The organism is Pseudomonas sp. GM24, from assembly GCF_000282235.1.
Classification (GTDB): domain Bacteria; phylum Pseudomonadota; class Gammaproteobacteria; order Pseudomonadales; family Pseudomonadaceae; genus Aquipseudomonas.
The window spans coordinates 1-14,254 of record NZ_AKJR01000018.1 but is presented as its reverse complement, the minus strand read 5'-3'; the positions used below and the strand labels follow the sequence as shown (position 1 = coordinate 14,254).

Genomic DNA, 14,254 nt, shown 5'->3' with positions numbered 1-14,254 from the left:
AACGAGTGTCTCTGATCGCTTCTGACCACTTCCGCATCGTTGTCGGCCTCGGCAAGAGCGGCATGTCCCTGGTTCGCTTCCTGGCGAACCGGGGCACGTCGTTTGCCGTGGCGGACACGCGGGAAAATCCACCGGAACTGGCCACGCTCAAGCGTGACTATCCGCACGTGGAAGTGCGTTGTGGCGAGCTGGACGTCGAATTCCTGTGCCGTGCCGACGAGCTCTACGTGAGCCCCGGCCTGGCGCTGGCGACCCCGGCCCTGCAAGCCGCTGCGGCCCGTGGCGTGAAACTGTCCGGCGACATCGAGCTGTTCGCGCGTAACGCGCGGGCGCCGATCGTGGCCATCAGCGGTTCCAACGCGAAAAGCACCGTCACCACCCTGGTCGGCGAGATGGCGGCTGCGGCCGGCAAGCGTGTCGCCGTCGGCGGCAACCTTGGCACTCCGGCGCTGGATCTGCTCAGCGACGATGTCGAGCTGTACGTCATGGAGCTGTCGAGTTTCCAACTGGAAACCACCGACCAGCTCAATGCCGAAGTGGCCACCGTGCTGAACATCAGCGAAGACCACATGGATCGCTACAGCGGTCTACCGGCGTACCACTTGGCCAAGCACCGGATTTTCCGTGGTGCCAAGCAGTTCGTGGTCAACCGCCAGGATGCGCTGACTCGTCCGTTGATGGGTGAGGGCCAGCCGTGCTGGACCTTCGGTCTGAGCAAACCGGATTTCAAGGCATTCGGTATCCGCGAAGAAGATGGCGAGAAGTACCTGGCCTTCGAATTCCAGAATCTGATGCCAGTGCGTGAATTGAAGATTCGCGGTGCACACAACCAGTCCAACGCCCTCGCGGCGCTGGCGCTCGGTCACGCCGTGGGCTTGCCGTTCGACGCCATGCTCTCGGCGCTGCGCACCTTCGCCGGCCTCGAACATCGCTGCCAGTGGGTGCGTGATCTCGATGGCGTGGCGTATTACAACGATTCCAAAGCGACCAACGTTGGCGCCGCACTGGCGGCCATCGAAGGCCTCGGCACGGACATCAACGGTAAGGTCATCCTGATCGCCGGTGGTGATGGCAAGGGTGCCGAATTCAACGATCTGCGTGATCCAGTGGCGGCCAACTGCCGCGCCGTGATCCTGATGGGCCGCGACTCCGACAAGATCGGTGCGGCAATCGGTGATGCCGTGCCGCTGATTCGCGCGACCTCACTGGTCGACGCCGTTGCGCAATGCCGCGCCGCCGCCCGGCCGGGTGACGTCGTGCTGCTGTCGCCGGCCTGTGCCAGTTTCGACATGTTCAAGAATTACGAAGACCGTGGTCACCAGTTCGTCCGCGCTGTGGAGGATCTGGCATGAGCCTGCGCAATATCATCAAACCGTATCCGTCGCCGATCATCACCGGGCGCGGTATCGACCTCGATTTCCCGATGCTCGCCGGTTGCCTGGCGCTGCTCGGTCTCGGTTTGATCATGATCGCCTCGGCGTCCACCGAAGTGGCAGCCGCGCAGTCGGGCAGTCCGCTGTATTACATGATTCGCCACCTTATTTATGTGGTGCTGGGTCTGGGCGCGTGCATCGTCACCATGATGATTCCGATCGCCACCTGGCAACGTCTCGGCTGGCTGATGCTGATCGGTGCGTTCGGCTTGCTGGTGATGGTGATCATTCCCGGCATCGGTCGCGAAGTGAACGGTTCGATGCGCTGGATCGGTTTCAGCTTCTTCAACGTGCAGCCTTCCGAGATCGCCAAAGTGTTCGTGGTGATCTACCTCGCCGGTTATCTGGTGCGTCGCCAGAAAGAGGTGCGTGAAAGCTGGATGGGCTTCTTCAAGCCGTTCATCGTGCTGCTGCCGATGGCCGGTCTGTTGCTGATGGAACCGGACTTCGGGGCCACCGTAGTAATGATGGGTGCTGCGGCGGCCATGCTGTTCCTCGGCGGGGTCGGACTGTTCCGCTTCTCGCTGATGGTGGTGTTGGCGGTCGGGGCCGTGGTCTTGCTGATTCAGATGCAGCCATATCGTATGGCGCGTCTGACCAACTTCGCCGACCCGTGGGCTGACCAGTTCGGCGCCGGCTATCAGTTGTCGCAAGCGTTGATCGCGTTCGGTCGCGGTGAATGGCTGGGCGTCGGTCTGGGCAACAGCGTGCAGAAGCAGTTCTACCTGCCGGAAGCGCACACTGACTTCGTGTTCTCGGTACTGGCTGAAGAGCTCGGCGCCGTGGGTTCGCTGTGCACCGTCGCGCTGTTCGTGTTCGTGTGTATTCGCGGCATGTACATCGGCTTGTGGGCGGAGAAAGCCAAGCAGTTCTTTGCCGCGTATGTGGCTTACGGTCTGTCGTTCCTGTGGATTGGTCAGTTCCTGATCAACATCGGTGTGAACGTCGGCCTGCTGCCAACCAAGGGCCTGACCTTGCCGTTCCTCAGTTATGGCGGCAGTTCGTTGGTGATCTGCTGTGCCTGTCTCGGCTTGTTGCTGAGGATCGAGTGGGAGAGTCGAACCCATCTGGGCAGTGAAGAGATGGAATTCCATGAGAGCGACTTCGCCGAGGAGCCGAATCATGGGCGCTAACGTATTGATCATGGCCGGCGGCACCGGCGGTCACGTGTTCCCGGCGCTGGCCTGTGCCCGCGAGTTTCAGGCGCGCGGCTACACCGTGCACTGGCTCGGCACGCCACGCGGGATCGAGAACGAACTGGTGCCGGCGGCAGGTCTTGAACTGCACCGCATCAACGCTACCGGCCTGCGCGGCAAGGGCAAGCTGTCGCTGCTCAAGGCGCCGTTCATGCTGCTCAAATCGGTGTGGCAGGCGCGGGCAATCATTCGTCGCTTGAAGCCGGTGTGTGTGGTCGGCTTCGGTGGTTATGTGACCGGTCCCGGTGGCCTCGCCGCGAAACTGGCCGGTGTGCCGGTGATCGTTCACGAGCAGAACGCCGTGGCCGGCACCGCCAATCGGTTGCTGGTGCCGTTCGCCGCCCGGGTGTGTGAAGCGTTCCCCGACACCTTTACTCTGTCGGACACCCGCCGTACCACCGGAAATCCGGTGCGCAGCGAGCTGTTCCTCGATACATCGCGACCTGCCCTGGCCGGTCGCAAAGCGCGTTTGCTGATCCTCGGCGGAAGCCTTGGCGCAGAACCGTTGAACAAGTTGCTGCCTGAAGCCCTGGCCCAAGTCGCTGCCGATTTGCGCCCGGAAGTGTTTCATCAGGCTGGCAAAAACCACGATGAAGTGACTGCAGAGCGTTACCGCGCCGCCGGCGTGGAAGCGCAGGTGCAGCCGTTCATCAAAGACATGGCCCAGGCCTATGGCTGGGCTGACCTGGTGGTGTGTCGCGCAGGCGCGTTGACCATCAGTGAGCTGGCTGCCGCCGGTCTGCCCTCGATGCTGGTGCCTTTGCCCCACGCGATCGACGATCACCAGACCCGCAACGCCGATTATTTGGCCCGCGAAGGCGCTGCCTTCCTGATGCCGCAAAGAACGACTGGTGCCGCGGACCTTGCCGCGCGCCTGACAGAGGTCTTGATGCAACCGCAACGACTCGAAGATATGGCCCAAGCGGCCCGCCGTCTGGCGAAACCCGATGCCACCCGTAGCGTGGTCGATACCTGTCTGGAGGTGGCCCATGGTTGAGAATCAGAAAGCCATGCCGCAACCGGAAATGCGCCGCATCCGTCGCATCCACTTCGTCGGCATCGGCGGCGTGGGCATGTGCGGTATTGCCGAAGTGTTGTTGAACCTGGGCTACCAAGTGTCCGGTTCCGACCTGAAAGCTTCGCCGGTGACCGAGCGTCTGGAATCGTTCGGCGCGCAGATTTTCATTGGCCACCGTGCCGAGAACGCTGCGACCGCCGATGTGCTGGTGGTGTCTAGCGCGGTAAATACCTCGAACCCGGAAGTCGCGACTGCGCTTGAGCGCCGCATTCCGGTTGTACCGCGTGCCGAAATGCTTGCGGAACTGATGCGCTATCGCCACGGCATCGCTGTCGCCGGTACGCACGGCAAAACCACCACCACCAGCCTGATCGCTTCGGTGTTCGCCGCTGGTGGTCTGGACCCGACGTTCGTCATCGGTGGTCGTCTGAATGCCGCGGGCACCAATGCCCAGCTCGGCACCAGCCGTTACCTGATCGCCGAAGCCGATGAAAGCGATGCGAGTTTTCTGCATCTGCAACCGCTGGTGGCCGTGGTCACCAACATCGACGCCGACCACATGGCGACCTACGACGGTGACTTCAACAAACTGAAGAAAACCTTCGTCGAGTTCCTGCACAACCTGCCGTTCTACGGCTTGGCAGTGATGTGCCTGGACGATCCGGTGGTGCGCGAAATCCTGCCGCTGGTGAAACGTCCGACCGTGACCTACGGCTTCAGCGAAGACGCTGACGTGCGCGCGATCAATATTCGCCAGCAAGGCATGCAGACGTTCTTCACCGTGCTGCGCCCGGATCGTGAACCGCTGGACGTGTCGGTGAACATGCCCGGCAACCACAACGTCCTCAACTCGCTGGCGACAATTTGCATCGCCACCGACGAAGGCGTCAGCGATGAAGCCATCGTTCAGGGCCTCTCTGGCTTCCAGGGCGTGGGTCGACGCTTCCAGGTCTACGGCGAACTGCCAGTGGACGGCGGCAACGTGATGCTGGTCGATGACTACGGTCACCACCCGACCGAAGTCGCTGCAGTGATCAAAGCCGTGCGCGGTGGCTGGCCGGAGCGCCGTCTGGTGATGGTGTATCAACCGCATCGCTACAGCCGCACCCGCGACCTGTACGACGACTTCGTCAATGTACTGGCCGACGCCAACGTGCTGCTGCTGATGGAAGTCTATCCGGCCGGCGAAGAGCCGATCCCGGGCGCTGACAGCCGCAAGCTGTGCAACAGCATCCGCCAGCGCGGTCAGCTCGACCCGATCTACATCGAGCGTGGCGTCGATCTGGCGCCGCTGGTCAAGCCGCTGCTGCGTGCCGGTGACATCCTGCTGTGTCAGGGCGCTGGTGATATCGGCGGTCTCGCGCCGAAGCTGTTGAAAAGTGAATTGTTTGCTGGCGCCGTGGCGGCGTCGGTCGAGGGGAAGTTGAAATGACTGCTGCCTACGCCAACCTGTTCTCCACCATCGCGCCAAAAGACTTCGGCCGCGTCGCCGTGCTCTTCGGCGGGCTGAGTGCCGAGCGTGAGGTTTCGCTGAAATCCGGTAACGCCGTACTTGAAGCGCTGCAAAGTGCTGGCGTGGACGCGTTCGGCATCGACGTTGGCGACGACATTCTGCAACGTCTGCTCAGCGAAAAGATCGACCGCGCCTTCATCATTCTTCACGGCCGTGGCGGTGAAGACGGCTCCATGCAGGGCCTGCTCGAAGTGGCGGGCATTCCGTACACCGGCAGCGGCATTCTGGCCTCGGCACTGGCGATGGACAAACTGCGCACCAAGCAGGTCTGGCACAGCCTCGGGATTCCGACGCCGCGTCACGCCGTGCTGTGCAGCGAAGCCGATTGTATTTCGGCGGCGACGGAACTGGGCTTCCCTTTGATCGTCAAACCGGCGCATGAAGGTTCAAGTATCGGGATGGCCAAAGTGAGTTCTGCGTCCGAGTTGATCGACGCATGGAAAGCGGCCAGTACCTACGATTCGCAAGTCTTGGTTGAGCAATGGATTCAAGGTCCGGAGTTCACCATCGCCACCCTGCGTGACCAGGTGTTGCCTCCTATTGCCCTGGGTACACCGCACACGTTCTACGACTACGACGCCAAGTACATCGCCAACGATACCCAGTACCGCATTCCGTGCGGGCTGGATGCCGTCAAGGAGCAAGAACTCATGGATCTCACGGCCAAGGCCTGTGAGGCGCTGGGTATTGCCGGCTGGGGCAGGGCGGACGTGATGCAGGACGCCGACGGGCAGTTCTGGTTCCTGGAAGTGAACACCGCACCGGGCATGACCGATCACAGTCTGGTGCCGATGGCGGCCCGCGCGGCTGGCCTGGATTTCCAGCAACTGGTTCTGGCCATTCTGGCCGCCAGTGTTGAAGACGCTCGAGGTTAAGACGATGCAAGGCGCTCAGCTCCGACATCAGCCTCCCGCACCCGGCCGCAAGCCGGTGCCACGGGGTGCCAGCCGAATGGTGGCGAAAGAGCCGATGTCCGCGCGCCTGCCGAAAGCCAATTTCAGCTTTCTGAAAAGTCTGTTCTGGCCAGTGCTGTTGGTGGTGCTGGGCTTTGGCACTTACGAAGGCGCGACGCGTTTGCTGCCGTACGCCGACCGGCCGATCACCAAGATCGCCGTGCAGGGCGACCTGAGCTACATCAGCCAGCAAGCGGTGCAGCAGCGGATCGCCCCGTATGTGGCGTCGAGCTTCTTCACCATCGACCTGGCCGGTATGCGCACCGAGCTTGAGCAGATGCCGTGGATCGCCCACGCCGAAGTACGTCGGGTGTGGCCGGACCAGGTGGTGATCCGCCTCGAAGAACAATTGCCGGTGGCGCGTTGGGGCGACGAGTCGTTGCTGAACAACCAGGGCCAGGCGTTTACGCCCAAGGAACTGGCGAATTACGAACACCTGCCACAGCTGTTCGGCCCACAACGGGCTCAGCAGCAAGTCATGCAGCAGTATCAGGTGCTGAGCCAGATGCTGCGGCCGTTGGGCTTCTCGATTGCGCGCCTGGAATTGCGTGAACGCGGGAGTTGGTTCCTGACCACCGGTGCCGGCAGTTCCGGCCCCGGCATCGAGTTGCTGCTGGGACGCGGCAACCTGGTGGAAAAGATGCGCCGCTTTATCGCCATCTATGACAAGACGCTTAAAGACCAGATTACGAACATTGCGCGCATCGATCTGCGCTACGCCAACGGCCTCGCTGTTGGCTGGCGGGAACCAGTAGCGCCGACGACAGCCCAACCCGCTGTCGCAAAGAATTAAGAAGAGGCAGGACCCATGGCAAACGTGCAAAGCGGCAAAATGATCGTCGGTCTCGATATCGGCACCTCCAAGGTGGTGGCGCTGGTCGGCGAGGTCTCCGACGACGGCTCGCTGGAAATCGTCGGGATCGGTACCCATCCGTCCCGTGGCCTGAAGAAGGGCGTGGTGGTCAACATCGAGTCCACCGTGCAATCGATCCAGCGCGCGATCGAAGAGGCCCAACTGATGGCGGGCTGCCGCATTCACTCGGCGTTCGTCGGCGTGGCGGGCAATCACATCCGCAGCCTGAACTCCCACGGCATCGTCGCGATCCGTGATCGTGAAGTCAGCTCGGCTGACCTTGAGCGCGTGCTCGACGCCGCTCAGGCTGTAGCTATCCCGGCTGACCAGCGCGTGCTGCACACCCTGCCGCAGGATTACGTGATCGATAACCAGGAAGGCGTACGCGAGCCTCTGGGCATGTCCGGCGTACGTCTGGAAGCCAAGGTTCACGTGGTCACCTGCGCCGTCAACGCTGCACAAAACATTGAAAAATGCGTGCGTCGCTGCGGTCTGGAAATCGACGACATCATTCTCGAGCAACTGGCCTCGGCCTACTCGGTGCTGACCGACGACGAGAAAGAACTCGGCGTGTGCCTGGTCGACATCGGCGGCGGCACCACTGACATCGCGATCTTTACTGAAGGCGCGATCCGCCACACCGCAGTGATCCCGATTGCCGGTGATCAGGTGACCAACGACATCGCCATGGCGTTGCGCACCCCGACCCAGTACGCCGAAGAGATCAAGATCCGCTACGCCTGCGCCCTGGCCAAACTGGCCGGTGCCGGTGAAACCATCAAGGTGCCGAGTGTTGGCGATCGTCCACCGCGCGAACTGTCGCGTCAGGCCCTGGCCGAAGTGGTCGAGCCGCGTTACGACGAACTGTTCACCCTGATCCAGGCCGAGCTGCGTCGCAGCGGCTACGAAGACCTGATCCCGGCCGGCATCGTCCTCACCGGCGGTACGTCGAAGATGGAAGGCGCCACTGAACTGGCCGAAGAAATCTTCCACATGCCGGTCCGCCTCGGCGTACCGCATGGCGTGAAAGGTCTGGATGACGTGGTGCGCAACCCGATTTATTCCACTGGCGTTGGTTTGTTGATGTACGGCCTGCAAAAGCAGTCCGACGGGGTTTCGTTCTCCGGCATCGGCAGCCGCGACAGCTACAGCAACGAAGAGCCACAGGCGCCGTTGCTGGACCGATTGAAGAAGTGGGTTCAAGGCAACTTCTAAAGCTTTACCGCAACACCGCAACAAAAATGCAGTAGGCGAAAAAACTAGAGAATGTAAGGAGAGGGAAAATGTTCGAACTCGTAGACAACATCCCCGCAAGCCCGGTAATCAAAGTTATCGGTGTTGGCGGTGGCGGCGGCAACGCTGTCAATCACATGGTCAAGAGCAACATCGAAGGCGTTGAGTTCATCTGCGCCAACACTGATGCTCAAGCGCTGAAAAACATCGGCGCGCGCACCATTCTGCAACTGGGCACCGGCGTGACCAAAGGTCTGGGCGCCGGCGCCAACCCTGAAGTAGGTCGTCAGGCCGCTCTCGAAGACCGTGAGCGCATTGCCGAAGTCCTGCAGGGCACCAACATGGTGTTCATCACCACTGGCATGGGCGGCGGTACCGGTACCGGTGCTGCGCCGATCATCGCCGAAGTGGCCAAGGAAATGGGCATTCTGACCGTTGCGGTAGTAACGCGTCCGTTCCCGTTCGAAGGCCGCAAGCGTATGCAGATCGCCGATGAAGGCATCCGCATGCTTTCGGAAAGCGTCGACTCGTTGATCACCATCCCTAACGAGAAGCTGCTGACCATCCTCGGTAAAGACGCCAGCTTGCTGTCGGCTTTCGCCAAGGCTGACGATGTACTGGCCGGTGCCGTTCGCGGTATCTCCGACATCATCAAGCGTCCGGGCATGATCAACGTCGACTTCGCCGACGTACGTACCGTAATGAGCGAAATGGGCATGGCGATGATGGGCACTGGCTGCGCCAGCGGTCCGAACCGTGCACGTGAAGCCACTGAAGCGGCCATCCGCAACCCGCTACTGGAAGACGTGAACCTGCAAGGCGCACGCGGCATCCTGGTGAACATCACCGCCGGTCCTGACCTGTCCCTGGGTGAGTACTCCGACGTGGGTAGCATCATCGAAGCCTTCGCTTCCGAGCACGCGATGGTCAAGGTCGGTACCGTTATCGATCCGGACATGCGCGACGAACTGCACGTGACTGTGGTTGCCACCGGTCTGGGCGCGAAAATCGAGAAGCCTGTAAAGGTTATCGACAACACCGTTCACACCTCCATGGCTTCTGCCCAGGTGCAACAACCGGCTGCGGCCCGTCAGGAAGCGCCAGCGGTGAACTACCGTGATCTGGACCGTCCGACCGTCATGCGCAACCAGGCTCAGGCCGGTGCTGCGGCTGCCGCGAAGATGAATCCGCAAGATGATCTGGACTACCTGGACATCCCGGCTTTCCTGCGTCGTCAGGCCGATTGATGGAATGTATCAGGGCTATGAAGGTGATTGGTGTTCAGCAAAGGCATGGTCTGCTATCATCGCCAGCCTTTGTTGATACCAGTTCGCAATTTGCGCTGAAGCGGCCCAAGCCATGATTAAACAACGCACACTGAAAAATATTATCCGTGCCACAGGTGTAGGCCTGCACTCCGGTGAGAAGGTCTATCTGACCCTCAAGCCTGCGCCTGTCGACACTGGCATTGTGTTTTGTCGCGCTGACCTCGACCCTGTGGTGCAGATTCCTGCCCGCGCGGAAAACGTCGGTGAAACCACTATGTCGACGACGCTGATCAACGGCGACGTGAAAGTGGACACGGTAGAGCACTTGCTCTCGGCCATGGCTGGCCTGGGCATCGATAACGCCTACGTCGAGCTCTCCGCGTCCGAAGTCCCGATCATGGATGGCAGCGCTGGACCCTTCGTATTCCTGATTCAATCGGCAGGCCTGGAAGAACAGGACGCCGCCAAGAAATTCATCCGTATCCTGCGTGAAGTGACAGTGGAAGACGGCGACAAGCGCGCCACTTTCGTCCCTTTCGAAGGGTTCAAGGTGAGCTTCGAGATCGATTTCGATCACCCGGTATTCCGGGACCGCACCCAAAGTGCAAGCGTGGATTTTTCCAGCACTTCGTTCGTAAAAGAAGTCAGCCGCGCCCGTACCTTCGGTTTCATGAGTGATATCGAGTACCTGCGCAAGCACAACCTCGCACTCGGCGGCAGCGTTGAAAACGCAATCGTGGTCGATGCCGATGGCGTGTTGAACGAAGACGGCCTTCGCTATGAAGACGAATTCGTGAAGCACAAGATCCTCGATGCCATTGGCGACCTGTACCTGCTGGGCAACAGCCTGATTGGTGAGTTCAAAGGCTTCAAGTCCGGTCATGCACTGAACAACCAGCTGCTGCGCAAGTTGATTGAGCAGACAGATGCTTGGGAAGTGGTGACGTTCGAAGACGCCAGCACCGCACCAATCTCTTACATGCGCCCGGTTGCGGCGGTGTAAGTAAAAAACCTCTCTAGTTTTTTGAAGGCCATCCTCGGATGGCCTTTTTTTATGCCTGCAATTTCTCTGGTGCCTGATCTGGCCCTATCGCTGGCAAGCCAGCTCCCACAGGTTTCTTTGTGAATCACAAATCTGCAGCACATCACAAATCCCTGTGGGAGCTGGCTTGCCAGCGATAGGGCCGGTGAAGCCAATACATCTATCAGGCAGCCACCACCACCCGGTTACGCCCACCTTCCTTGGCCTGATACAACGCCTTGTCCGCCGCAAACAGCAACTGTTCCAGCGTCATCTCGCTCGCCGCCGTCCATGTCGCAATGCCAATACTCACGGTCATCGGCCGCTCAGCCCCATCGACCAATGGCAATTGCTCCACCGCCTGACGAATATGCTCGGCAATCTGCTGCGCGCCATGACCGTCGGTCTCGGCGAGAATCACCGAAAACTCCTCCCCGCCATAACGCGCGACCAAATCCGCCGGTCGCCGCACATTGTCCGTGATGACCTTGGCCAGCGTCTTCAACGCCTGATCCCCGGCCTGATGCCCATGTCGATCATTGAAAGCCTTGAAGTGATCGGCATCGATCATCATCACCGACATCGGTTTGCCCGAGCGCTGGGCGCGGAACCACTCATGACGCAGTGCCTGATCGAGCATTCGCCGATTGGCCACGCCCGTCAGCGCATCGGTAGCAGCCAGTTGCGCCAGCTCGCGCTCGGCACGCTGGCGCAAGCGTAATTCGCGGGCCAACAGCCAGGTCAGCCACAACAGACCCACGCACAACACACCCGTGGCACCGCTGATCAGAATCGCGGTGCGCCGCCAGGTGCCGAACACTTGATCGCTGGACAGCGCAACCATCACCGTCAACGGCAAATTGCCAACCCGCGAATAGGTATAGAGGCGCTGCTGATGATCCATGCTCGAGGTGCTGGTGAAACTGCCGCTGCCGTCCTTGTCGCCGAGGATGCGCACGACATTCGGCCGGTTGCCGAAGCTTTTGCCGATGGAATCACTTTGCAGATAAGGCTTCTGTGCGAGCAGGACGCCGTCACTGTTGATGATGTTCAGCGTGCTGTCTTTGCCAATGTCGAGGCTGTTGAACAATTGGTCGAAGTAGTCGAGTTTCATCGACGCCACGGCCACACCAGCGAACTCACCGGTTTGCGAGGAGATCCGGCGACTGAAACTGATTCGCCACTGATTGGCCTCGTCGCAGTCGCAACGGGTCTTGAACGGACGGCTGATGAACATGCCGATGTCGCGATTGAAGGCGTGGGCGAGGAAGTAATCGCGGTCGGCAAAATTACCCGGTTTTGGCTCGATTCGCGAAGAATCGGCAATCACATCCCCATGCTTGTCGAGCAGCAGAATATCGCCCTTGAAGCGTGCCGTGGTCGAGCGGTCGAACAGCGCCAGATGGCGGATCTGCGGTGAGACATCTTGCAGGTCATCGCGCTGGGCGGCGGCGATCAGGCCTTGCAGGGTCAAGTCGTACAGCTCGACGGTGCGCAGCACATCGGCGTCGATCAGTTGCGCAATGGTGGTGGCACTGCGGGTCGCCGATTCCCGAGCATTGGCGTGCTCGCGGATCAGCAGGAACGTGACGATGCACAGAATCGCGATCACTGTCAGCAAACTGCCGCAGATCAGCAGCAGCTCGGGGCGTCCGGTCTTGCCCGCAACGGGTGGGGTACGGCTCGCGATCATGATTGGGCTGTCGGTTGGGGGAAGGTCTTATAAGCGTAGTAGGCCAAACACCACAGCCGAAGCCAGAAACCATTCCTAATGTGGGAGCGAGCCTGGACTTCAAGACTGTGCTGTGGCGCCGATCTTAGAAGACGTTGATCGGGTAGTCGATGATCACGCGGTATTCATCTGTATCCGAATCAATCACGCCGTAACCGTTGCCGCCACGGTTGGTCGCCCATTGCAGGTGCACCGCCAGATCCTTGGCCTGACCGCTCTGCACCACGTACTTCAAGTCGAGATCGCGTTCCCAATGCTTGGCGTTGCGGCCATCGGCGCTGTACCAGTTGGAATAGCCTTTGCTGTCGGGGTCAACTTTGGTCAGGTCGACAGTGCCGCGCGAGTAGGACACAGACGAGGTCAGACCCGGCACGCCGACACCGGCGAAGTCATAGGCGTACTTGAGCTTCCACGAGCGCTCGTTCGGACCGTTGAAGTCGGAGTACTGTTGCGAGTTATCCAGATAAACGCTGTCACCCTGGCTGATGTAGTCGAACGGCGTGTTGCCGTTGACCCGCTGATACGCGGCGGTAACGCTGTGATTACCGACGCCAACGGTGAAATGCAGGCTGTAGGTGTTGTTGTCGATGTTGCCCAGCAGCGCATCACCGGTGTCTTGCGTGTGATAGAAATGCAGGCCCGGGTTGAGGCTGACCAGATCGTTCAACTGCCAGGTGTAATCCAGGTCGTAGTAGTACTGGTTCCAGATGTCCTTCAGCTCGGAGGCGTAAAGACTGCTGGTCAGACCTTCGACGCCGCTCCAGGCCACACCGGCCCAGTTCAGGTGCTGGCTCTCATCGCCGTCGGCAAGGGTGCCGTAGGAAGTGCCGATGCGCGTGTGACCGCTTTGGTTGTAAGGCTTGGTAAAACTGGCCTGGCCACCTTCGATCAGCCAGCCGTCGAGGCTGTGGTTGGTCAGGCTCACACCACGGAAAGTCTGCGGCAGCATGCGCGTTTCACCGCCGGCGATGACCGGGTTGGTGAGGAACAGGTCTCCGGCCTTCAATTCGGTATCGAACGCGCGCATTTTCAACGTGCCGCCCGCCGTGGAGAACGAACCCGGCGCTTTGCCGCCATTCTCTCGGACCGGCAGGATGCTCGACCCGTCCGTGCCGCCACCGCCATCCAGCTTCAACCCGAGCATGGCGTGGGCGTCAATGCCGAAACCGACCGTGCCTTCGGTGTAACCCGATTTGAACACCCCAAGAAAGCCTTGGCCCCACTCGATGTTGTCGTCCGCTTTCTGCAAGCGGTTGCGATTCATGTAGTAGTTGCGGGCGTTGAGGTTGAGGCTCGAACCCTCGACAAAGCCTTCTTTGGCAGGCTCGTCGGCGTGGGCGGCAGGGGCAATCGTTGCGGCAATTGCAATGAACAGCGGGGTGAAGCGGACTGGGTAACGCACGTGCAATGGAGCTCCTTGGGTCAACTGGCGCCTCTATATTTTGAGGCGCTCGATGTTTCTTGTTGTTACAGACGAACCAAACGGCTTTCAGACCACAACGAAAAAAGGCCGCTGAAAGGCAGCGGCCTGGAATGACGACGGTTGAACGGGAAGAGCCAAACAACCGCGTCGAGGGAAACGTTGGCGCGAAGCGCGCCTCAGCTGTCTTTCTCGCTTGCTTGAGTCTGGGAAGTGGCAGCCTGCGGGGCTTGCGAGGCGTCCTGAGCCTTGGCCATCACTTCGGCCTGATGCTGATCGAAGGCCTGAGCGCGAGCGACATTGTGCGCCACGAACGACTGCGATTCTTCAGCCATCGCCATCGGCGACAGGATCAATGAGGACAAAACGAACGCGCTGGCAATACCCATACTGTTGGACATCTTGAAAACCTTCTCGCTTGGCGAGTGCTGTTTGGTGCGGGCAAAGATAAAGTCGCCGGGCGTTGGGAAACAGCGTGATTTTCATAAATGACTGTTGCGCGGGAGGTAAAAGTCGAAGATCGCGGCGCGGCCAAGGGCAACCCCCTCACCCCAGCCCTCTCCCCCAAGGGGGCGAGGGGGAAAGGGAGCCGATCCGGGGCTTTTCAGAATCCG

The 14,254-nt window shown here is 60.4% G+C and carries 12 protein-coding genes; 9 read left to right on the top strand and 3 right to left on the bottom strand.

The features are described from left to right. The first annotated feature begins 5 nt into the window (after window positions 1–5). The 9 genes from murD (at window position 6) to lpxC (ending at window position 10,470) form a co-directional block, all read left to right on the top strand. Window positions 6–1,352, top strand: a complete 1,347-nt coding sequence (gene murD / locus PMI23_RS02310; RefSeq protein ID WP_007916998.1) for a UDP-N-acetylmuramoyl-L-alanine--D-glutamate ligase — start codon at window positions 6–8, stop codon at window positions 1,350–1,352. Then, entirely contained in the window at window positions 1,349–2,566 is a 1,218-nt protein-coding gene (ftsW, locus tag PMI23_RS02305; protein ID WP_007916996.1) for a putative lipid II flippase FtsW, read from the top strand. Before murD ends, ftsW begins: the two co-directional genes overlap by 4 nt. Next, on the top strand, window positions 2,556–3,626 hold the full coding sequence (murG, locus tag PMI23_RS02300) for an undecaprenyldiphospho-muramoylpentapeptide beta-N-acetylglucosaminyltransferase (RefSeq protein ID WP_007916994.1): 1,071 nt from the start codon (window positions 2,556–2,558) through the stop codon (window positions 3,624–3,626). Before ftsW ends, murG begins: the two co-directional genes overlap by 11 nt. Then, window positions 3,619–5,079, top strand: a complete 1,461-nt coding sequence (murC, locus tag PMI23_RS02295) for a UDP-N-acetylmuramate--L-alanine ligase (protein WP_007916992.1) — start codon at window positions 3,619–3,621, stop codon at window positions 5,077–5,079. The genes murG and murC overlap by 8 nt, the downstream gene beginning before the upstream one ends. Beyond that, the gene (locus tag PMI23_RS02290) at window positions 5,076–6,035 is read left to right on the top strand and encodes a D-alanine--D-alanine ligase (RefSeq protein WP_007916991.1); all 960 of its coding nucleotides are present in this window, start codon (window positions 5,076–5,078) and stop codon (window positions 6,033–6,035) included. The genes murC and PMI23_RS02290 overlap by 4 nt, the downstream gene beginning before the upstream one ends. 4 nt (window positions 6,036–6,039) lie before the next feature. After that, window positions 6,040–6,906, top strand: a complete 867-nt coding sequence (locus PMI23_RS02285; protein ID WP_007916989.1) for a cell division protein FtsQ/DivIB — start codon at window positions 6,040–6,042, stop codon at window positions 6,904–6,906. A 15-nt stretch (window positions 6,907–6,921) separates the two neighbouring features. Beyond that, window positions 6,922–8,181, top strand: coding sequence for a cell division protein FtsA (gene ftsA, locus PMI23_RS02280; RefSeq protein WP_007916987.1), 1,260 nt, complete (start codon window positions 6,922–6,924; stop codon window positions 8,179–8,181). 68 nt (window positions 8,182–8,249) lie between these two features. Then, window positions 8,250–9,446, top strand: coding sequence for a cell division protein FtsZ (gene ftsZ, locus PMI23_RS02275; protein ID WP_007916986.1), 1,197 nt, complete (start codon window positions 8,250–8,252; stop codon window positions 9,444–9,446). A 112-nt stretch (window positions 9,447–9,558) separates the two neighbouring features. Then, window positions 9,559–10,470, top strand: a complete 912-nt coding sequence (gene lpxC, locus PMI23_RS02270) for a UDP-3-O-acyl-N-acetylglucosamine deacetylase (RefSeq protein ID WP_007916984.1) — start codon at window positions 9,559–9,561, stop codon at window positions 10,468–10,470. 202 nt (window positions 10,471–10,672) lie between these two features. On the opposite strand, the gene PMI23_RS02265 is transcribed toward lpxC, so the two are convergent. The 3 genes from PMI23_RS02265 to PMI23_RS02255 form a co-directional block, all read right to left on the bottom strand. Continuing rightward, the gene (locus tag PMI23_RS02265) at window positions 10,673–12,181 is read right to left on the bottom strand and encodes a sensor domain-containing diguanylate cyclase (protein WP_007916982.1); all 1,509 of its coding nucleotides are present in this window, start codon (window positions 12,179–12,181) and stop codon (window positions 10,673–10,675) included. Between the two features lie 124 nt (window positions 12,182–12,305). After that, window positions 12,306–13,622 carry an OprD family porin gene (locus tag PMI23_RS02260; RefSeq protein WP_042704873.1) on the bottom strand — a complete coding sequence of 439 codons (1,317 nt, stop codon included), beginning with the start codon at window positions 13,620–13,622 and terminating at the stop codon, window positions 12,306–12,308. Between the two features lie 197 nt (window positions 13,623–13,819). Beyond that, a complete protein-coding gene (locus PMI23_RS02255) occupies window positions 13,820–14,041 on the bottom strand; it encodes a hypothetical protein (RefSeq protein ID WP_007916980.1) in 222 nt (73 codons plus the stop codon). Window positions 14,042–14,254: the final 213 nt, after the last annotated feature.